The following is a 20,048-nucleotide window of genomic DNA, read 5'->3' on the forward strand; positions in this document are numbered from 1 at the left end:
CGATCAGTTGTTCAGTGCGTACATCACGATGTTGACGCCGAAACGGGTGTTGTCTTCGGCCAGGAAGCGCTTGTTGCGCCAGTCGTAGTCCCACTCGCAGCCGTAATCCTTGTTGCTGTAGAGCACGCCCAGGCGGCCATCAACCTCGATGCCCTTCAGGTAGTCGTGCACCAGGTCGTCGCCCCAGCCGTTCAGTTCGAAGCTGGTGGCGGGCGGACCTTCGGGGAAGCGGAAGAAACTGCGGTACAGCGCGTGGCTGTTGGGCAGCTTCTGCAGTGCCTTCGGCCCGAACAGGCGCGCCATCTGCGCTTCGAACGAAGTGGCGAACAGGCCGTCGATGTCATGGTTGCAGTCATCGACGAAGACGAAGCCACCGTTGCGCACGTAGCGCACGAAGTTCTGCCGTTCGGCGGCGTTGAACTCCACCAGGGTGTGGCCGGCCAGATAGCAGAAGGGCGCTTCCAGCATGCGTGGATCGGCCAGGGCCACCACGTGTTCCTGCGGGTCCACGCGCAGCGAGGTGTAGTCGATCAAGGACGTGATGAGGTTGGACGGCATGCGCGCGTCCACGTCCCAATCGCCGGAATCGTACTGCAGGCGGGTGAACCAGAAGTCGTAGCGCGAACTGCGCGGGCCCGCCTGCGCCCACGCTGGCAGCGCCGCCGCCGAAGCGGCAGCGGCCAACCAGCGCAGGCAGGCCCGGCGATCCATCAGACCGCGTCGGACAACGAGGTGAAGGTGAAATCGCGCAGCTTCATCGGCGGGATCATCATCACGAAGCTGGATTCGTCACCGGCCACGCGCACCGGCTTGCCCAGCTCTTCGATGTTGTTGAGCATGATCACCGGCGATTCGTTGAAGCGGAAATTCTTCACCGGGTGCTTGATCTGGCCGTTCTCGATGTAGAAGGTGCCGTCGCGGGTCAGGCCGGTCAGCAGCACGGTCTGCGGGTCGACCATGCGGATGTACCAGGTGCGGGTGACCAGGATGCCCTTCTGGGTGCCTCGCACCAGCTCGACGGTGCTCTTCTCGCCGCCGCTCATCAGCAGGTTGCCCGGCGTGGCCTTGGCGGTCTTGCCCTGCTTCTGCGCCCAGAAGCGCGAGTAGTCCAGGTTGGCCACCTTGCCGTTCTCGATGATGGCCATGCGCTCGCGCGGCATGCCTTCGCCGTCCCACGGCAGCACCGGCGCTTCCGGGTGCCACGGGTCTGCGTACATGCTCACGCGCGGGTCGTACACCTGCTCGCCCAGCTTGTTGCCGCCGCCCTTCTTCGACAGGAAGCTGCGGCCTTCGTCGGCCGAGCGTGCGCTGAAGAAGTTCATCATGAAGCTGATCAGGCCGGCCGCTGCGGCCGGTTCCAGGATGACCGTGTACTTGCCCGGCTCCAGTGCCTTGGCCTCGGCCGATTCGGTGGCCTTGCGCATGGCGATGCGGATGTCCTGCTCGGCCTTGAAGTCGGCAGCGTCCTTCAGGTTGCGGCCGACCCAGCCCGAACCGCGGCCGTCCTCGGTGCGCACGGTGCAGGTGTAGTCGAAGCTGGTGGTGCGCTGGTAGCCGAAGTTGCCATTGCTGTTGGCCGTGGCATAGAAGCCCTGGCCATCTTCCAGGAAGCCGGCGGCGATCAGGCCGTTGCCACGGCACGGGGCGATCGAATCGGCGGCGACCTTGGCCCGGAAGGCCGGGTCGATGGCGGCGGTGGATTCGCTGAAGGTGGGACTGGCGCGGTAGGTCTGCTTGCCGATGGCCGGCATGAACTCCGGGTTTTCCGGGGCCAGGCGGGCCAGATCCTCGGCGCGGCGGACCACGCGTTCCAGCGCGGCATCGTCGAACTCGTTGATCGAGGCGGTGCCCACGCGCTTGCCGAAGGCCACGGTGACGGCCAGTTCGGTGTTGTCGACAATGCCGCTGGTGGACACGTTGTTCAGCGCGAAACGGATGTTGCCGTTGAGCGAGCCGACCAGGACGGCGCTGCATTCATCGGCCTTGGACAGGGCAATGACCTTGTCGAGGATGGCCTTGGCCTGGGCTTCGGTGAAGATACTCATGGTGTAAGGGCTCCTGACCGGTCAGCCGAGGCTGCGTGCGGTGTTGATGACGTTGATGCCGTTGAAGCGCGCGGTGGACGAACCGTGCGAGACCGCCGAAACCTGGCCCGGCTGGCCCTTGCCGTCGAAGAACGAACCGCCCAGGCGGTAGTCGCGCTCGTCGGCCACGGCGGTGCAGGCGTTCCAGAACTCCGGCGTGCGGATCTGGTAGGCCACGTCTTCCAGCATGCGGGTGATCTGCCCGTTCTTGATCTCGTAGAACAACTGGCCACCGAACTGCGCGTTGTAGCGCTGCTGGTCGATCGAGAACGAACCGTCACCGATGATGTAGATGCCGTTCTCCACGTCCTTGATCATGTCGGCCACGCTGAGCGGGGTCTTGCCCGGTGCCATCGACACGTTGGCCATGCGCTGGAACTGCACGCTGGACCAGGAATCGGCATAGCAGCAGCCGTCCGATTCGGTCTTGCCCAGGATATGGGCCTGGTCGCGGATGGTCTGGTAGTCCACCAGCTTGCCGTTGCTGATCAGGTCCCAGCGCTTGCACTTCACGCCTTCATCGTCATAGGCAACCGCGCCCAGGCTGCCCGGCTGGGTCTTGTCGGCGAAGATGTTCACCTGCTCGCTGCCGTACTGGAAGTGCTGTTCGCGCTTGTCCAGGGTGGCGAAGCTGGTGCCGGCGTAGTTGGCTTCGTAGCCAAGCACGCGGTCCAGTTCCAGCGGGTGGCCGATCGATTCGTGGATGGTCAGCCAGGTGTGCGACGGGTCGAGGACCAGGTCGTACTTGCCGGGCTTCACCGACGGCGCCTTCAGCTTCTCCTGCGCCTGCTTGGCGGCCGCGATGGCGTCTTCCTTCATGTCGTAGGAGGAGCCGTAGTTCACCACGCCGTTGGGGGTGAGCACCTTGCCGGCGGCGGCGCCGTCCAGGTACTCGTAGCCCAGGCCCATCGGTGCGGACAGGCCTTCGCGGGTGCGGAACTTGCCGCTGGCCTTGTCGATGGCGGTGATCGTCATCGGTGCCCAGATGCGGTGCACGTCCTGGTCGATGTAGGAACCATCGGTGGAGGCAAAGTACTTCTGCTCGTTGACCAGGAACAGCATCGAGTTGACGAAGCTGGCACCGGCGCCCATCGCGGCCGCGTTGACGTCCAGCAGCAGGTCGACCTTTTCCTTGATCGGCACCTCCATGGCGTTCTTGCGGATCGGCGTCTTCCAACTCACCTCGCCCACGCCCGGTGCCTTGGCCAGCTGCACCGGTGCGGTCTGCACGCCGGCGTTGGCCTTGGCAATCGCGGCGGCCTGCTGCGCGGCGCGGGCCACGTCGGCGGTGCCCAGCGCATTGGTGGCGGCAAAGCCCCAGGCACCGTTGACGATCACGCGGATGCCCACGCCGGTGGACTCGGTGTTCACCACGTTCTGCACCTTGTCCTCGCGGGTGATCACGAACTGCCGCAGGTAGCGGCCGATGCGCACGTCGCAGTAGGTGGCGCCGGCGCTGCGCGCGGCCTGCAGGGCGGCGTCGGCCAGGCGCTTCTTCAGCGCCGGGTCCAGGCTGGACTGCAGCTGCTCGGCGGCAATGGCCTTGCCGAAGAACGAGGGCACGATCAGGCCGCCCGCGGTAAGCCCGGTCAGGGCCAGGAAGTCACGTCTTTGCAAGGCTGCTCTCCACGTCGAAGGATGGGAAGACTCAGGCGCCGAGACTGCGCGCGGTGTTGATGATGTTGATGCCGTTGAAGCGGGTGGTGGACGATCCGTGCGAGACCGCCGAGACCTGGCCGGGCTGGCCCTTGCCATCGAAGAAGGAACCGCCGAGGCGGAAGTCGCGCTGGTCGCAGATCGCGGTGCAGGCGTTCCAGAACTCCGGCGTGCGGATCTGGTAGGCCGCGTCCTCGACCATGCCGGCGATCTTGCCGTCCTTGATCTGGTAGTACAGCTGGCCGCCGAACTGCGCGTTGTAGCGCTGCTGGTCGATGGAATAGGAGCCGCGGCCGTGGATCCAGATGCCGTTCTCCACGTCCTTGATCATGTCGTCCACGCTCAGCGGCGCCTTGCCCGGCGCCAGAGAGACATTGGCCATGCGCTGGAACTGCACGCTGGACCAGGAATCGGCGTAGCTGCAGCCGTGCGAGGCCTCGCGGCCCAGAATGTGGGCTTCATCGCGGGTGGCCTGGTAATCGACCAGCACGCCGTCGCGCACCAGGTCCCAGCGCTGGGTCTTCACCCCTTCATCGTCGTAGCCCACCGCACCGAGGCTGCCCGGCTGGGTCTTGTCGGCGAAGAAGGTGACGAGGTCGCTGCCCCAGCGGAAACCGGCATCGCGCTTGTCCAGGGTGGCGAAGCTGGTACCCGCGTAGTTGGCCTCGTAGCCCAGCACGCGGTCCAGTTCCAGCGGGTGGCCGACGTTCTCGTGGATGGTCAGGAACAGGTTGGACGGGTCCAGCACCAGGTCGTACTTGCCGGGCTTCACCGAGGGCGCCTTCAGCTTCTCGCGCGCATGGCGGGCGGCGGCGATGGCGTCCTCGACCGGGTCGTAGGAATCGCGGTAGGCGGTGATGCCGCCGGGCAGCTGCACCTTGCCGCGCGCATCGCCATCGAGGAATTCATAGCCCATGCCCATCGGCGAGGACAGCCCGGCACGGGTGCGGAACTTGCCGCTGGCCTTGTCGATGGCGGTAGCGGTGAACGGCAGCCAGATGCGGTGGATGTCCTGGTCGATGAACGAGCCGTCGCTGGAGGCGAAGTACTTCTGCTCGTTGACCAGGAACAGGGTGGAGTTGATGAAGTCGGCGCCGGCGTCCAGCGCGGCGCTGTTGAGCGCCAGCAGCAGTTCCACCTTGTCCTGGATCGGTACGGCCATGGCGTTCCTGCGCACCGGCGTCTGCCAGCGCACGTCGCCCACGGCCGGGGTGGGGGCCAGTTGCACGGGGCGGGTCTGGATGGTCGCGTTGGCGCGGGCGATGGCGGCTGCCTGCTCGACGGCCCCGCGCACGGCGGCCTCGGTCTGCTGGTGGGTGGCGGCGAAGCCCCAGGCGCCATTGACGATCACCCGCACGCCCACGCCGGACGACTCCCGGTTGGTCACGTTGCCGATCTGGTGCTCGCGGGTGATGACCGACTGGTTGAGGTAGCGGCCGATGCGCACGTCGCAGTAGCTGGCCTTGGCGCTGCGGGCGGCGGACAGGGCCACCTCGGCCAGGCGCCTGCGCTGGGCGGTATCAACCGGGGCCAGCAGCTGCTCGGCCGCGATCAGCCGCGAATGCGGCAGCACCAGGCCCGCCAGACCCAGACCGGAAAAAGCCAGGAACTCACGTCGTTGCACAGCGTCTCTCTCTCACTTCCGTGCGGCTGGCAACGGGCCAGGCCGATCACTTCAACTCCCTGACTTTCGCCAGCGCGGGGCATGGCGGCAAGTGACTGCAGTCATGGGTGGGGAGGGTTTGGGCAGGGCTTGCAGCCCTGCACCTGCTTGGGGCAACGGCAACGGCCAAAGCCAGAGCCAGAGCCAGAGCGGCATTCCGTGGGTGGGCGGGGCGGTGTCGGATTGCGGGGACGCCGTGAATCCGTCCATGGAGGCTTGGCAGCCGCATCCATGCGGCTGACACCCCGCAATCCGACACCACCCCACCTCTGACAGATTCCTGCAGCTGTTGGGAACTGCGATGGTTGTCCGCGCGGCTGTTGGTAGGTGTCGACCTTGGTCGACACATCTGTCAGATATCGATACATAAAAATGGGGTCAGATCCGTTTTCCTTCGGAAAACGGATCTGACCCCAAGAGCTGTCCTGACAGAACGCAGCCAACTGTCGAAGGCGGGGTGGGTCCGGTTGAGGGGGCGTGAGCCGCATGGATGCGGCGACCGAGCTTACATGGGTGAGGGCGCTTTGCTTGCGAAGCACTGCTTCGCAAGCGCCCGAACGCACAGCCGCCAGCGGCTGGGCCGGGCCCCGGAGGGGGACTTGCAGCGTCCCCCTCAACCGGACCCACCCCGCCAACCCAAGGAATGCAGGCTGTTGCTGTTGCTGTTGCTGTTGCATTGAGCAGGTGCAGGGCTGCAAGCCCTGCCCAACAATCCCCCCTCGTGCACAATGGGCCGACTCCGCCTGGACCCCGCCCTGATGTCGAGCAAGCCGTATTCAGAAGCCTGCGAACGCAACCGCGAACCAATCGCCGCGGCGCTCGACCCGTGGATGGGCGATCGCCACCGGGTGCTGGAAATCGGCAGCGGTACGGGCCAGCATGCCGCGTTCTTCGCGGAGCGCTGGCCGTGGCTGCGCTGGCAGCCCAGCGATCACCCCGACCATCTGCCGGGCATCGAGGCCTGGCGCGCCGAGGCGGCCTTGCTGAACCTGCTGCCGCCGCTGGCGCTGCAGGTGGAACTGCCGCCTGCGCCAGGTCTGGCGCTGCCCGCAGGCAGCACCTTCGACGCCGCATTCAGCGCCAACACGCTGCACATCATGGGCTGGGACTACGTGCAGGCCTTGTTCGCCGCCCTGCCGCCGCTGCTGCGCCACGGCGCGTTGCTTGCGGCGTACGGCCCGTTCAATTACGGCGGCCGCTACACCAGCGACAGCAATGCGCAGTTCGATGCCTGGCTGAAGGCGCGCGACCCGCGCAGCGGCATCCGCGATGTGGAAGCCGTGCAGGCGCTGGCCGCGGACAACGGCTTCACCCGCCTGCGCGACGTGGCCATGCCGGCCAACAACCGACTGCTGCTATGGCGATTGGGGTGATCAGGTAGCGGATTGTTCGAATTGACGCAGGCAGCGCTGGCAGCTTGCACTGATGCCGTCCACCAGACGTTCCAGAACCGGGTGGCGCATGCCTTCTGCCTGCAATCCCGCAAGCAACGCCCGGGCGATGCCGGGAAGCTCTGTTGCCATGTCGAACAGGCCCGACAGTGCTTTCTGCGGGTCCAGCTTCATTCCATCAGCGGTTGCCTCCCAATCCGCCAGGCGGACATCCCACCAGCGGTAATGACTGCCGATCTTCATGGCCATCTTGATCTTGCGTTGCTGCAGATGTGCATAGGGCAGTGCACTTGAGATGTCATACAGCGGGGCAAGGCGAACGTTTCCTTGTGCGCCGATCAGCAGCGAATAGTTCTTGGCATGCGCGTCAGTGCCGCCTATGAGATAGTTGAACTGCAGTGCCTGCAGCAGTCTTTCGACATCCGCTCGGGGCTTGCTGGAATGTTCCCAAAGCACGCGCGCCAGATCGGCCGGCCCCGGTCCGCCCTGATTCTGGTACTTGATGTGTGGCATGACACCCAACGCCTGGCAGAAGTCTTCCTGGTGAACGCGTTGCCAACCCTGCGCTGTTCGTACGCGGTCGAAGCGCGTCACCGCAATGGCCTGTGCATCCTCCATGCAGATCATTTCAGTGGACGCAGCCGACATGCCGAGTTGACTGGCCAGGCGCAGACAGAAGACCTCGTTCTCCACGAATCCGTCGTAGTCGCCACTGGGGGGTTTGAGGATATGCGTGGTGGGGATGCGACCGGCCGGAATTGCCCAACCTCCATCGTCGCGTTGCATCAGGGCGATCTTCGGTTGCGCCCCGGCCAGGCTGAACTGGCCGACATCATCGGGTTGCCGCGCTGCAATCTGGTCCACTCGGATCCGCTGAAGGCGCTGGGCGACCTCATGGAGGGACAGCGGCTCCTGCTGATCGTCCTCACCGGCAAGTACGGCGGCGAGCCGTTCGCCTCGTACGAACTGGACCGCGCCGGCACAGTCTTCACCGACATGTGACAGCAACGCGACCGGGTTGCGGGACGAAACATGGAACCGGGAAGCCCATCGCTGCAGAAGGGCCTCGTTGTCGGGCAGCAGCCCCCACAGGACCGCAGAGAGCGTGGCAGCGGGCGCGCTGTTCTCTGTCAATGGAAGTGCAAGTGACAAGGGATAGGCGCCCGGCGTCTGGCGCCAACTGTCTGCATACCGGAATGTCGGATGGCCATGTGCATCCTGTCCCAGGTATCCAGCCAGTCTGTTGGAAAGGAGTACGTTGAGGTCCATGCGGGAGGCACGATGTCCGGGAGGAAGGGGCTGTCAGACGGCCTTGTGGGGCTTTCTACGCCCCAACGTCATGGCAGTCGCGCGGTGCTCGTCCGGGCGCAGCCCGTTGCCATCCACGATAGTGTCGATATCAGGCAGTTCCAGAGGCATTTCCGACGATGCAGCGGAGGAGGCCATTCCCTCGACAGTGCCCGTAGCCAGTATCAGGCCGAGGACGTTGAGCGTCCGCAGCACCAGTTGCAGCTCCACCCGCGGCTTGCCCTTCTCCATTTCGATGACCCATTGCCGACTGACGCCTACGCGTTCGGCCAGCTGGGCCTGATCCCAACGGAGTGCTTTGCGACGCTGGCGGATGACCAGGCCCAGGTCTCGGGACGTTCGCAGGATGTCCATAGCTGGAATGTATGCGCTCGGCAACATTTAATCAAAAGTCGACGTTCGATAACATTTCAAGAATGTCATTGAACGGCGACAATTTCTCAAATGTTGGCGTTCGCTGGCATTGATCGCCAGCGCTTCAGGCGCGAAATCCTTCCGGGCAGTCGGCCAAGGGCCGGGAGGGTCCTGCTGCCGATTACGCCACCTGCACGATATGCAGCGCCTTCGGGTTGCGCCACTGCGCCAGGAGCGCCGCTTCGCGCGCCTTGGCCTGCGCGAAATGGGCTTCCTTGACGTGGCCGAAGCCGCGGATGTGCTCGGGCACGCTGGCAATCTCCACCGCCAGCGACAGCCGGTCGTCCTCCAGTCCGTCCAGCAGCAGCTGCACCGTCGCCTCGTAATCGGCAATCAGCTGGCGTTCCATGCGGCGCTCTTCGGTGCGGCCGAACACATCGAAGCGGCCGCCACGCAGGAACTTCAGCCTGGCCAGCAGGCCGAAGGCCTTGAACATCCACGGGCCGTATTCCTTCTTCAGCAGGCGGCCCTGTTCGTCCTTCTTGGCGAATAGCGGCGGCGCCAGGTGGAAGCGCAGCTGGTAGTCACCCTCGAACTGCTGCTGCAGGCGGCGCTGGAAATCGCCGCTGGTGTACAGGCGCGCCACTTCGTACTCGTCCTTGTAGGCCATCAGCTTGAACAGGTAGCGGGCCACGGTTTCGGTCAGCGCGGTGGAACCGCCGATGCGCTCGCCTTCGGCCACGCGCACGCGTGCAACCAGATCGCGGTAACGCGCGGCATAGGCGGCATCCTGGTAGTCGACCAGGAACGCAGCACGGCGTTCGATCATTTCATCCAGCGAACGCGACAGGCGTGCATCGTCCAACGGCAGGAACGCGACGTCGCCACCGTGCGAGGGCAGGCCACGCAGTTCGCGTTCGTCGCCGGTGTTGCGCGGCGCGGCGGTGGCACCCCATTCGTTGCCTTCCCATTCGCCCGGCGGCAGCGGGTGCAGCGGGCCGGGCGTGGCTTCGGTGTCGGTGTGGCGGTTGCGCACCAGGCCGGCAGCCTGCTGCACGGCCTGCGGGTCGACCGCGGCCAGGCGGCCCCAAGCGAAGGCCTGCTGGTTCATCGCCACGGCGGCGCCATTCAGTTCGATGGCACGCATCAGCGAATCGAACGACAGCGGCACCAGGCCCTGCTGCCAGGCGTAGCCCAGGATGAACAGGTTGGCGGCGATCGCATCGCCCAGCAGCGCGGTGGCCAACTGGGTGGCATCCAGCAGCAGCGGCTCCTGGCCGCCCAGCGCCACGCGCACGCCGGCAATGATGTCGGCGGCCGGGAACTGCATGTCCGGGCGGGTGGTGAAGGTGCCCGGCATCGCTTCGTAGGTGTTCAATACCACCTGCGAGCGGCCGGCGCGCACCTTCGACAGCGCCCAGTAGTCATTCACCACCACCATGTCGCAGCCCAGCACCAGGTCGGCCTCGCCGGCGGCAATGCGCACGGCGTGGATATCGTCCGGGCGCCGCGCGATGCGGATATGCGTGGTCACCGCGCCGCCCTTCTGCGCCAGGCCGGTCTGGTCCAGCACCGAAGCACCCTTGCCTTCCAGGTGGCCGGCCATGCCCAGCAGCGCGCCGATGGTCACCACGCCGGTGCCGCCCACGCCGGTGATCAGGATGTTCCAGGGCTGTTCCAGCGTGCCGCGCACGGTCGGCGCCGGCAGGTTGTCCAGCAGCGTGGAGGCATCACGCTTGCTGCCCTTGCGCGGCTGGCCACCGTGCACGGTCACGAAGCTGGGGCAGAAGCCATTCACGCACGAATAGTCCTTGTTGCAGTTGGACTGGTCGATTTCGCGCTTGCGCCCGAACTCGGTGTCCTTCGGCAGCACCGACACGCAGAAGCTCTTCTTGCCGCAGTCGCCGCAGCCTTCGCAGACCAGTGAATTGATCAGCACCCGCTTCTGCGGATCTTCCAGCTTGCCGCGCTTGCGGCGGCGGCGCTTCTCGGTGGCGCAGGTCTGTTCGTAGATCAGGATCGAAACACCCTTCACTTCGCGCAGGCGCTTCTGTACCGCATCCAGTTCACTGCGGTCGTGGAACTCCACATCGCTGGGGAAATGCTCGCGCTGGCCGGTCCACTTGCCGATGTTGTCCGACAGCACCACGATGGTGTGGATGCCCTCGGCGCGCATCTGCCGGGCGATGTCGGGCACGCTCAGCGGGCCGTCCACCGGCTGGCCGCCGGTCATGGCCACCGCGTCGTTGTAGAGGATCTTGTAGGTGATGTTCACCCCGGCGGCCACCGCCTGGCGGATCGCCAGCGAGCCGCTGTGGAAGTAGGTGCCGTCGCCCAGGTTCTGGAACACGTGCGGGGTATCGGTGAACGGCGCCTGCCCGGCCCAGGTCACGCCTTCGCCGCCCATGTGGGTGAAGGTGTCGGTGCTGCGGTCCATCCAGGTCACCATGTAATGGCAACCAATACCGGCCAGCGCACGCGAGCCTTCCGGCACGGTGGTGGAGGTGTTGTGCGGGCAGCCCGAGCAGTAGTGCGGCACGCGCGGGAAGCTGGCGCGCGGCAACGCAAGCTCGGCTTCCTTTTCCTGCATCCACTGCAGGCGCTGCTCGATCGATTCGTTGTTGAAGAACTTCTGGATGCGGCGACCGATCACGCCGGCGATGGTGGCCGGGGTCAGTTCGCCGGTGGACGGCAGGATCCACTCGCCGCTCTCGTCGTACTTGCCGACGATGGACGGGCGCTGGCCCCAGCTGGCCGGCCAGTTGAAGAACTGCTCCTTCATCTGGCGCTCGATGAAGGCACGCTTCTCCTCCACCACGATGATGTCTTCCAGCCCCTGCGCGAAGCGGGCGATGCCCTGCGGTTCCAGCGGCCAGGTCATGCCGACCTTGTACACGCGGATGCCGATGTCGGCGCAGGCCGCTTCGTCCAGACCCAGGTATTCCAGCGCCTGCAGCACGTCCAGGTAGCTCTTGCCGGTGGTGACGATGCCCAGCCGCGCGCGCGGCGCGTCCATCACCACCTTGTCGATGCCATTGGCGCGGGCAAAGGCCTGCGCGGCCTTCACCGCATAGCGGTGCAGGCGCATCTCCTGGTCCAGCGGCGGGTCCGGCCAGCGGATGTTGAGGCCGCCGACGGGCATGTCGAAGTCTTCGGGCAGCACGATGCGCCGCGCCAGCGGATCGACTTCCACCGAAGCCGACGATTCCACCGTTTCGGCGATGGTCTTGAAGCCGACCCAGCGCCCGGTGTAACGGCTCATTGCCCAGCCGAGCAGGCCCATGTCCAGGATGTCCTGCACGCCGGCCGGGTTCAACACCGGCATCATCGCGCTGACGAACTCGTCTTCGCTGCCATGCGGCAGGGTCGAGCTGCGGCAGGCATGGTCATCGGCGGCCAGCGCCAGCACGCCGCCGTATCGCGAAGTGCCGGCGGCATTGGCGTGCTTGAAGACGTCACCGCAGCGGTCCACGCCCGGCCCCTTGCCGTACCACATGCCGAACACGCCCTGCACGTTGGCGCCGGGGAACAGGTTGGTCTGCTGCGTGCCCCAGACCATGGTGGCGCCCAGATCTTCGTTCAGGCCGGGGGTGAACTTCACCTTGGCCGCTTCCAGGTGCTTGCGTGCGCGCCACAGTTCCAGGTCGAAGCCGCCCAGCGGGCTGCCGCGGTAGCCACTGACGAAGCCGGCGCTGTCGATGCCTTCGGCGGCATCGCGCAGGCGCTGCATCAGCGGCAGCCGCACCAGCGCCTGCACGCCACTCAGGTAGATCCGCCCCTCGTTGCGGGTGTACTTGTGGTCGAGCGTGTAATCACGGTCGATCAGGTCGGCGGAAGAGGGCGAAGTGAGTTGCGCGGTACTGGTCATGGCTGGCCCGGTGAGGATCGGCTGGCACCGGCCCTGCGTGGGGCAGGGCGGGAAAGGCGCGGATTGTAACAGTGGGGGCGTGGTGGCCCGGCACTCGCATCGGCGGCCGTGCAGGGGTTAGGATCGGGGAGTGGGGGGTTGTTGTTTCAACCAGGGGGAAGTCTGATGTCCGTTTCATTGAAGTGGTTGGCCAGCGCCGTGCTGGCCTTGGGCGTGGCCAACGCATGGGCCGCGCCGGCGCTGCCAGCGCCGCAGGAGTTCTACTTCGACACCGATGCCGCGGCTGCACCGATGGTGGTGGCCCAGGGGGAAGGTGACGATCTGGTGGCCCAGCTGATGAAGCAGCGCGAGCGCGGCCGCAAGGTGCTGGAAGCCAACATACAGCTGGCATCGGTGGCGATCGGCATGGGCCGCACCGAGCTGGGCGAGAAGCTCTATCGCGACGCACTGGCCGATACCACGCCGCAGAGCGCAGCGGGCCGGGGCGTACGCTGGAACTACGGTTGGGACCTCATGCGCCAGGGCCAGCCGTTGGGCGCGCTGGAACAGTGGCTGTCGGCCACCAGCAGCCAGTACACCAACCCCAGCTGGGTGCCGCCCACCTTCGCGCTGGCGCTGTGGCGTGCCGGCCAGCAGCAGGAAGCGGTGAAGTGGTATGCCGCTGCCGTGCGCACCGAGCCCACGCAGTGGAGCGACAGCAGCCGCTACGCCGAACTGCTGCCGGGCTGGCGCGACGACGAACGGGCCAGCCTGGCCGAAGTGCAGCAGGCCTGGGCGGCCGCACCGCCGGCCTGGCCCTGAACCTGCTGAACCTCGCTGATGGCGTTTGATGCGTTCGCACTGATCCTGGCCATGCTGGGGTTGGGCATGTTGTTCGCGCGCCTGCGCGCATTGCCGGAAACCGCGCCGGAAACGCTGAACAAGGTGGTGCTGTACGTCTGCCTGCCGGCCGCGGTGCTGACCTACGTGCCGCGCCTGCACCTGGATGCCAGCCTGCTGGGCCTGATGGCCACGCCCTGGTTGCTGATGCTGGCCACCTGGGCGCTGGTCAGCCTGGCCACGCGGGTGTTTGGTTTCGCCCGCGATGTGCACGCCGTGCTGCTGATCTGTGTGGCGCTGGCCAATTCCAGCTTCATCGGCTACCCGATGGTGCGTGCGCTGCTGGGTGACGCGGCGCTGCCGTATGCGGTGGTGTACGACCAGTTCGGAACGTTCCTGCTGCTGTCGACGTTCGGTCTGCTGGTGCTGGCCCGCTACAGCGGCGACCGGCCGCCCACCGCGCGGCAGGTACTGGGGCGGATCGCACGCTTTCCGCCGCTGTGGGCACTGGTCTTCGCCCTGCTGCTGATGCCGGCGCAGCCGCCGGCCTGGATCGGCACCGCGCTGAAGCAACTGGCCGATGCGATGCTGCCGCTGGTGATGCTGGCGGTGGGCCTGTCGATCCAGTTGCGCCTGCGCCGCGAAGAGCTGAAGCCGCTGGCCGTGGGCCTGCTGCTGAAGCTGCTGGTGCTGCCGGCGCTGGCCCTGCCGCTGTCGTGGCTGTTGGGCATGCAGGGCCTGATGCTGCAGGCCAACGTACTCGAATCGGCCATGCCGACCATGATCACCGCCGCCGCGCTGGCGATCTCGCACCGCCTGGCGCCGCGGTTGGCGGCCGCGCTGGTGGGCTACGGCATCGTGCTGTCGCTGGTCACCCTGCCGGCATGGATGTGGGTACTGGGGTGAGGTTGTGTGGCAGGGCTTGCAGCCCTGCACCCGCTGTAGAGTCGAGCCATGCTCGACTGAAGCAACGGCAAAAGCTGGCATTCCGTGGGGGGCGGGGTGGTGTGGGTAGGCGGGACACGCCGTAAACCCTTCCATGGGGGCTTGTAGGCGCCATCCATGGCGCCTGCGGTCCCGCCTACCCACACCGCCCCACCTCCGACAGTTTCCTGCGATCTGCCGGAACGACACGGGATCTGATCTGCTCTGGTAGGTGTCGACCTTGGTCGACACGGTAGATCCACGCCATGCGTGGATGCGAGCGAAGCGACCCGCTTCTGCTCTTGCTCTTCTTTTTCTTCTCCGTGGCTGACCGCGCACGGAAGCTGTCAGAGGGTCGGGCGGGTTGGGTTCGCGGGACCGCAGGCGCCATGGATGGCGCCTACGAGCCTACAAGGACGTACTTGCGGCGTGTCCCGCGAATCCAACCCGCCCGGCCCAGACACATGATCCGCATTTCGCGACCAACCACCCCTGCCACGAGGGGCTGCGCCGTTGGCCGATAACCCTTCAGTCGTCCGCAGACACCGTCCGCCCCGACGCCCATTCGCGCAATGCCGACACCTGTTCGGCCATGAGCACCGACAACGGGCGCGTGGCCCGCAGCTCGGTCATCAGCAGCTCGGTATCCAGCGGACGGCCCTCGGCATGGGCCGAATACAGGCCAGCCACGATCGCCTGCTCGATCTCGGCACCCGAGAACCCGTTCGCGGCCGCGGCCAGCGCCGGCAACGCGAAATCATCGGGATTCAATTGGCGCCGCCCCAGGTGCAGGCGCAGCAGTTCCACGCGCACATCCGGCGCGGGCAGGTCGACGAAGAAGATCTCGTCGAAGCGGCCCTTGCGCAGCAGCTCGGCCGGCAGTTCATGCACCTGGTTGGCGGTGGCCACGATGAACACCGGGGCCTTGCGCTCGGCCATCCAGGTCAGCAGGTAGCCCAGCACGCGGCGCGACACGCCGCCATCTTCGCCGCCACTGGCCAGGCCCTTCTCGATTTCATCCATCCACAGCACGCACGGCGCCAGCTGCTCGGCCGAGGCCAGCGCCTGGCGCAGGTTGGCCTCGGTTTCGCCGTGGTACTTGTTGTACAGCGCGCCCACGTCCAGGCGCAGCAGCGGCACGCCGAAGCCGGCGGCGGTGGCCTTGGCCAGCATCGATTTGCCGCAGCCCTGCACGCCCAGCAGCAGCATGCCGCGCGGCGGGTCCAGCCCGGCCGGGGCAGACCCGGCAATGAAGGCCACCCGGCGCTGGTTGATCCAGCGCTTGAGCCGGTTGGCACCGGCCACATCGCCGAAGCGCGCACTGTCGTGTTCGAAGAACAGGTGGCCGCTGCGGTTCAGCAGCTCGAACTTCAGCCGCGCCAGCTGCGGCAGGTCGTCGTCGCGCAGCGCGCCGTCGGCGTAGATCAGCTGCCGGGCAATGCGCCGCGCATCGACCAGGCTCAGCCCCTGCAGGTTCTTCAGGATCTTCTTCACCGCCTCGCTGTCCACTTCCACGCGGCGGCCGCCGTGTTCGCGGGCGTAGGCATCGGCCTCTTCGCGCAGCATCTTCAGCAGCGCGTTGGCGTCGGGCAGGCGCGGGTTGAAGCGCACCGCCAGGGCTTCCAGTTCGGCCGGCAGTTCCACCTTCGCGCCGATCAGCACCAGCACGTGCGGCTGGCTGTGGCGGCGCTGGATCAGGTCGCGCAACGCCCGCTGGTGGCTGGCATAGCCCAGGTAGGGGTGGAAATCGAGCAGCAGGTAGATGCCGCGCTGTTCGGCCTGGCGGATCATCTGCAGCGCCGCGCTGGCGTCCGGCGGCCCCACCGCCTCGTCCTCGCGTTCCAGGTCGATGCGGCGCAGGCCCTCGGTGATGGACCAGCGGTGCAGGGCACGCCAGACATGCATCAGCGTCTGCCGGAACAGTTCGACGATGCGACCCTCATCCTGGGTCTCGATCACGATCAAGGGCGTGTTGGCGCGGATCAGCGCGCTCAGGTCCTGCAGTTCGCTCATGCGGGTTCGATCCTTCGGGGGCGCCACGATAGCAAAGGCCGGGGCCGGGGTTCAGCACAGCGCTACCTTCCGTCACGGGCGCCGGTGTACGCTCGGGGCACATACCCGGAAGCGAGGCTGGCATGAAGACGATCCTGGTGGCCGGTTCCAAGGGCGGGGTGGGCAAGACCACCGTCGCCACCCACCTGGCCGCATACGCGGCATTGCAGGGCAAGGCCACGGTGATCGCCGATGCCGACCCGCAGGGCTCCAGCACGCGCTGGGCCCAGCGCCGGGCCGGGCTGGAAAGCGCGGTGCTGCCGATCGACGTGTACCGCAAGAAGCAGTGGGCGCAGAAGCTGCCCGACGGCACAGATACCGTCATCATCGATGCACCGGCCGGCGCGCTGGCCGACGATATCCCCCATTTCCTGGACGCCGCCGATGCCGTGGTGGTGCCGGTACTGCCCTCTGCGCTGGACATCGAAGCCATCGTCGGCTTCCTCAACAGCCTGGTCGGCAACCCGCGCGTACACAGCCGCAGGCTGCCGGTGGGGCTGGTGCTGAACCGTACCAAGCCGTGGACCCAGACGTCGCAGCAGGCCTTGCAGATGTTGGCCGAATGGCCCTACCCGGTAGTCACGCAGCTGCGCGACAGCCAGAGTTATGTGGTCATGACCGGCCTGGGCCGCAGTCTGTTCGACTACCGTTCGGCGCAGGTGCGCGAGCACCAGGCCGACTGGGAACCGCTGCTGGCCTGGCTGAAACTGTAAGGCTGGTGTTCTTCCTTCCTGTGTCACTCCCGTAGGCCAATGGAAAACTGCAATGCGTGAACTGATCCTGCTGCGCCATGCCCATGCCGAACCGGCCACCCCTGGCCAGGCTGACCTTGACCGGCCGTTGTCGCCGGTGGGGCTGGCCGAGGCCGAAGCCGCCGGCAAGTGGCTGAAGGACAACAACCTGCTGCCCGACTGTGTGCTGTGCTCGCCGGCGCGGCGCACCCGCGAAACGCTGGAAGCGGTGATGGCGGCCATCGGCTATGTCGAAAAGCGCCTGGAAGACAGTGTCTACGAGGCCACCCCCGGCACCCTGGCGGCGCTGGTCGATGACCGCCGCGACCTGGACCGGCTGCTGATCGTCGGCCACAACCCGGGCCTGGAACGGCTGGTGGCCCTGATGACCGAAGGCACCAGCAGCGACTACCGGGGCATGCCGCCGGCGGGCGTGGCGGTGCTGGGCTTCCCCCGCGAGGCCAGCATCGAGCCCGGTGTGGCCAGCTTGAACGCGTTCTGGTGGCCGTGAAGCCATGAGCCTGGCGTTGCCGGGCCGCTGCCTGCTGGCCTGGCTGCTGCTCCCCGGCGCAGCCTGGGCCGGGGTGCCGGCGCCCTCTACCCCCACCTCCCTGCCGCCGGTGGTGAGCGAAGCCCGGCGCACGATGCTGCTGGACCTGGAACGCTCGCAGATCGGCTTCGAGGTGCGCTCGCGGCTGGGCCAGCGCATCGAAGGCGTGTTTCCGCATTTCGAAGGGCGGGTGGACGTGCTGTCCGACGGTCGCCACCAGGTGCACCTGAAGATGTTCACCCGCACCGTGGAAATTCCCGGCAAGGAACGCTACACCGGCTGGATGCGCGGACCCGAATTCTTCGATGCCGGGCGCTATCCCTTCGTCGAATTCGACTCGCTGCCGTACTGGCCGGAAACGGTCGAACGTGGCGGTGAGATCCAGGGCCGGCTGACCCTGCGCGGCGTCAGCCATCCTGAATCGCTGCGGGTAGAGAAGGCGGAATGTGGCCGACCCGGCTATGATTGCGATGTCGTCAGCCGCGGTACCGTGCAACGAGGCCGGTACGGCATGGACAGCTGGCAGCTTGCCTTGAGTGACCGAGTGACTTTCGTATTGCGCGCGCGCCTGAGCGAGGCGTCCAAACCGTGAATTTCCTGTTGCGCGTGGTAGCGCTGGCAACGGTGTTGCTGGGCAGCGGGTGTGCGTCGTTGTCGCACGCCCAGCGTGACCGTGCCGAGGCCATCGCCGTGCAGGCGCGCTCGACCCAGGTCGATTGCCAGCGCGCCGACCGCTGCGCGCAGGATTCACCGCTGCGCGCCCTGGCCGGCCGTGCCTTCAGCGAATCCACCGATACCCAGCCGCGGCACTACGCCACCCTGCTGGACGAGGGCGAGGGCGCGCTGGTGGCGCGCCTGAACCTGATGCGCAGCGCTACCCGCAGCATCGACCTGCAGACCTACATCTTCGACAAGGACGACAGTGCGCGCCTGGTCATCGACGAACTGCTGGCCGCCGCCCGGCGCGGGGTGAAGGTGCGGGTGCTGATCGACCAGCTGTCGGCCATCTCCGACCTGCAGATCCTGGGCGCGCTGTCCGGCGCCCACCAGAACTTCCAGCTGCGGGTGTACAACCCGACCTTCGGCAAGGCGCGGTTGAATTACTTCGACTACGCCGGTAGCGTTCTGTGCTGCTTCCGCCGCTTCAACCAGCGCATGCACAACAAGCTGCTGGTGATCGACGACGCCATCGGCGTGGTGGGCGGGCGCAACTACCAGGACGACTATTACGACTGGGACCGCGAATACAACTTCCGCGACCGCGATGTGCTGATTGCCGGCCCCGAAGCGCGCGCCATGGCCGCCAACTTCGATGCGTTCTGGCGTGCCCCGCGCAGCGTGCCGGCCGAGCGCCTGAACGATGTCGGCCGCACCCTGCTCAACGAGGGCGTGCCGACGTTGCCGCCCGCGCAGTTCCGCCGCCCCGAACGGGTGGAGCGGGTCAGCGAGGAGGCCAACGACCAGGGCTTCATCACCCGCAGCTTCGTGGACACCGCACTGCCGGTAGCCTCGGTGCGCTACGTGGCCGACCTGCCGCGCAAGCACCGCCGCGAGCGTGCCGACGCGCCCCTGGCCGGCCAGCACGTGACCGAACCGCAGCTGGACAACCTGATTGCCGGTGCGCAGAAGGAAGTGATCCTGCAGACCCCGTACCTGGTGCTGTCCAAGCCGGCGCAGGCGCTGTTCCGCGACCTGCGCAAGCGGCCCGAACCGCCGCGCATCGTGGTGTCCAGCAACAGCCTGGCGGCCACCGACAACCCCATCGTCTATGCGCTGTCGTACAAGTACAAGCGGCGCAACATGCGCGAACTGGGCTTCAATATCTTCGAATACAAGCCGTTCCCGCTGGATGCGCCGGTGGACTACCGCAACCTGCTGCCCGATCCGATCGCCGGCACGGGCAGCGAGGCGAGCGGGCGCAGCAGCCTGATCGGTGGCAGCGCGGCTGGCAGCAATGCTGGCGGCAACGATGCGCCGCCGGCGCCGCAGGTGGACAGCGAGCCGGTGCGCCGGGTCAACCCGCGGCTGGGCAGTGCCTACGAAAACGGCCGTGCGCGCCGTCGCGCCGCCGGCAGCGAGGTGGAAACCCGCCTGCTGCGTACTGAAACACGCCCCTCGTTCCTGGGCAGCAAGGCCGTGAACAAACCCCTGCCCGTGACCCGCAAGGGCGCGCGCATGGGCCTGCACGCCAAGTCGCTGGTGGTCGACCGCCGCATCGGCGTGGTCGGTACCCACAACTTCGACCCGCGCAGCGAGAACTACAACACCGAAGGCGCGGTGATCATCGACGACCCGGTGTTCGCCGAACAGCTGGCGCAGAGCATCCTGCGCGACACCCACCCGCAGAACGCGTGGACGGTGGCGCCGCGCACCAAGCCGCCGGTGTTGTCCGGGCTGAACTACAGCGTGGGCAAGGCCTCCGAAGCCTTGCCCATCCTCGATTTCTGGCCGTGGCGCTATGCCACCGACTACGAGTTCCAGCCCGGCCCCGACTGCCCGCAGCCGTTGCCGCGGCAGAGCCCGGATTTCCATACGTGTTATGTGGCCGTGGGTGACTTCCCGGAAGTCAACGTCGGCCCGAAGTGGTTGCTGGTGCGCATGCTGACCGCATTCGGCGCCGGTCTCGTTCCCATTCTCTGAAGGTGCCC

General features: G+C 66.7%; 15 protein-coding genes. 7 read left to right on the top strand and 8 right to left on the bottom strand.

The genetic code is table 11. From position 1 onward, the window contains the following. Window positions 1-3: 3 nt before the first annotated feature. Genes G4G00_RS17180 through G4G00_RS17195 form a run of 4 tightly spaced genes read right to left on the bottom strand, consistent with a single transcriptional unit; the run spans window position 4 to window position 5,364 of the window. Window positions 4-711: a DUF4159 domain-containing protein gene (locus G4G00_RS17180; protein ID WP_108760858.1), complete on the bottom strand. Its 708-nt coding sequence runs from the start codon at window positions 709-711 to the stop codon at window positions 4-6. Continuing rightward, complete coding sequence (locus G4G00_RS17185; protein WP_164275272.1) at window positions 711-2,045, bottom strand: TldD/PmbA family protein; 1,335 nt, start codon at window positions 2,043-2,045, stop codon at window positions 711-713. The genes G4G00_RS17180 and G4G00_RS17185 overlap by 1 nt, the downstream gene beginning before the upstream one ends. Before the next feature lie 21 nt (window positions 2,046-2,066). Continuing rightward, window positions 2,067-3,701, bottom strand: a complete 1,635-nt coding sequence (locus G4G00_RS17190) for a TldD/PmbA family protein (RefSeq protein WP_108751763.1) — start codon at window positions 3,699-3,701, stop codon at window positions 2,067-2,069. A gap of 31 nt (window positions 3,702-3,732) precedes the next feature. Next, window positions 3,733-5,364, bottom strand: a complete 1,632-nt coding sequence (locus tag G4G00_RS17195; protein ID WP_164275274.1) for a TldD/PmbA family protein — start codon at window positions 5,362-5,364, stop codon at window positions 3,733-3,735. Between the two features lie 797 nt (window positions 5,365-6,161). Between G4G00_RS17195 and G4G00_RS17200 the strand changes: the two genes are divergently transcribed. Beyond that, complete coding sequence (locus G4G00_RS17200; RefSeq protein WP_108751764.1) at window positions 6,162-6,776, top strand: DUF938 domain-containing protein; 615 nt, start codon at window positions 6,162-6,164, stop codon at window positions 6,774-6,776. Here G4G00_RS17200 and G4G00_RS17205 read toward each other — a convergent pair whose 3' ends face one another. From G4G00_RS17205 to G4G00_RS17215, 3 genes are all read right to left on the bottom strand, one after another. Further along, complete coding sequence (locus G4G00_RS17205; RefSeq protein WP_108751765.1) at window positions 6,777-8,063, bottom strand: type II toxin-antitoxin system HipA family toxin; 1,287 nt, start codon at window positions 8,061-8,063, stop codon at window positions 6,777-6,779. It lies immediately after the preceding gene. Between the two features lie 33 nt (window positions 8,064-8,096). Continuing rightward, complete coding sequence (locus tag G4G00_RS17210) at window positions 8,097-8,456, bottom strand: helix-turn-helix transcriptional regulator (RefSeq protein ID WP_070488755.1); 360 nt, start codon at window positions 8,454-8,456, stop codon at window positions 8,097-8,099. Window positions 8,457-8,637: 181 nt separating this feature from the next. Beyond that, a complete protein-coding gene (locus G4G00_RS17215) occupies window positions 8,638-12,324 on the bottom strand; it encodes an indolepyruvate ferredoxin oxidoreductase family protein (protein WP_108751766.1) in 3,687 nt (1,228 codons plus the stop codon). A gap of 165 nt (window positions 12,325-12,489) precedes the next feature. Between G4G00_RS17215 and G4G00_RS17220 the strand changes: the two genes are divergently transcribed. Then, on the top strand, window positions 12,490-13,125 hold the full coding sequence (locus G4G00_RS17220; RefSeq protein WP_108748014.1) for a hypothetical protein: 636 nt from the start codon (window positions 12,490-12,492) through the stop codon (window positions 13,123-13,125). 18 nt (window positions 13,126-13,143) lie between these two features. Continuing rightward, window positions 13,144-14,049: an AEC family transporter gene (locus G4G00_RS17225; RefSeq protein ID WP_108751767.1), complete on the top strand. Its 906-nt coding sequence runs from the start codon at window positions 13,144-13,146 to the stop codon at window positions 14,047-14,049. A 546-nt stretch (window positions 14,050-14,595) separates the two neighbouring features. Here G4G00_RS17225 and G4G00_RS17230 read toward each other — a convergent pair. Then, on the bottom strand, window positions 14,596-16,080 hold the full coding sequence (locus G4G00_RS17230; RefSeq protein ID WP_108751768.1) for an AAA family ATPase: 1,485 nt from the start codon (window positions 16,078-16,080) through the stop codon (window positions 14,596-14,598). A 122-nt stretch (window positions 16,081-16,202) separates the two neighbouring features. On the opposite strand from G4G00_RS17230, the gene G4G00_RS17235 reads away from it, so the two are divergent. The 4 genes from G4G00_RS17235 to G4G00_RS17250 are packed head-to-tail and all read left to right on the top strand — an operon-like array spanning window position 16,203 to window position 20,040. After that, window positions 16,203-16,832, top strand: coding sequence for a ParA family protein (locus G4G00_RS17235; protein WP_108751769.1), 630 nt, complete (start codon window positions 16,203-16,205; stop codon window positions 16,830-16,832). 52 nt (window positions 16,833-16,884) lie between these two features. Beyond that, window positions 16,885-17,361 carry a histidine phosphatase family protein gene (locus G4G00_RS17240; protein ID WP_108748018.1) on the top strand — a complete coding sequence of 159 codons (477 nt, stop codon included), beginning with the start codon at window positions 16,885-16,887 and terminating at the stop codon, window positions 17,359-17,361. A 4-nt stretch (window positions 17,362-17,365) separates the two neighbouring features. Continuing rightward, on the top strand, window positions 17,366-17,992 hold the full coding sequence (locus G4G00_RS17245) for a YceI family protein (protein WP_108751770.1): 627 nt from the start codon (window positions 17,366-17,368) through the stop codon (window positions 17,990-17,992). Next, the gene (locus G4G00_RS17250) at window positions 17,989-20,040 is read left to right on the top strand and encodes a phospholipase D family protein (protein WP_108751771.1); all 2,052 of its coding nucleotides are present in this window, start codon (window positions 17,989-17,991) and stop codon (window positions 20,038-20,040) included. Before G4G00_RS17245 ends, G4G00_RS17250 begins: the two co-directional genes overlap by 4 nt. The last annotated feature ends 8 nt before the right edge of the window (window positions 20,041-20,048 follow it).

The sequence above is a fragment of the Stenotrophomonas sp. B1-1 genome, assembly GCF_010894375.1.
Classification (GTDB): Bacteria; Pseudomonadota; Gammaproteobacteria; order Xanthomonadales; family Xanthomonadaceae; genus Stenotrophomonas.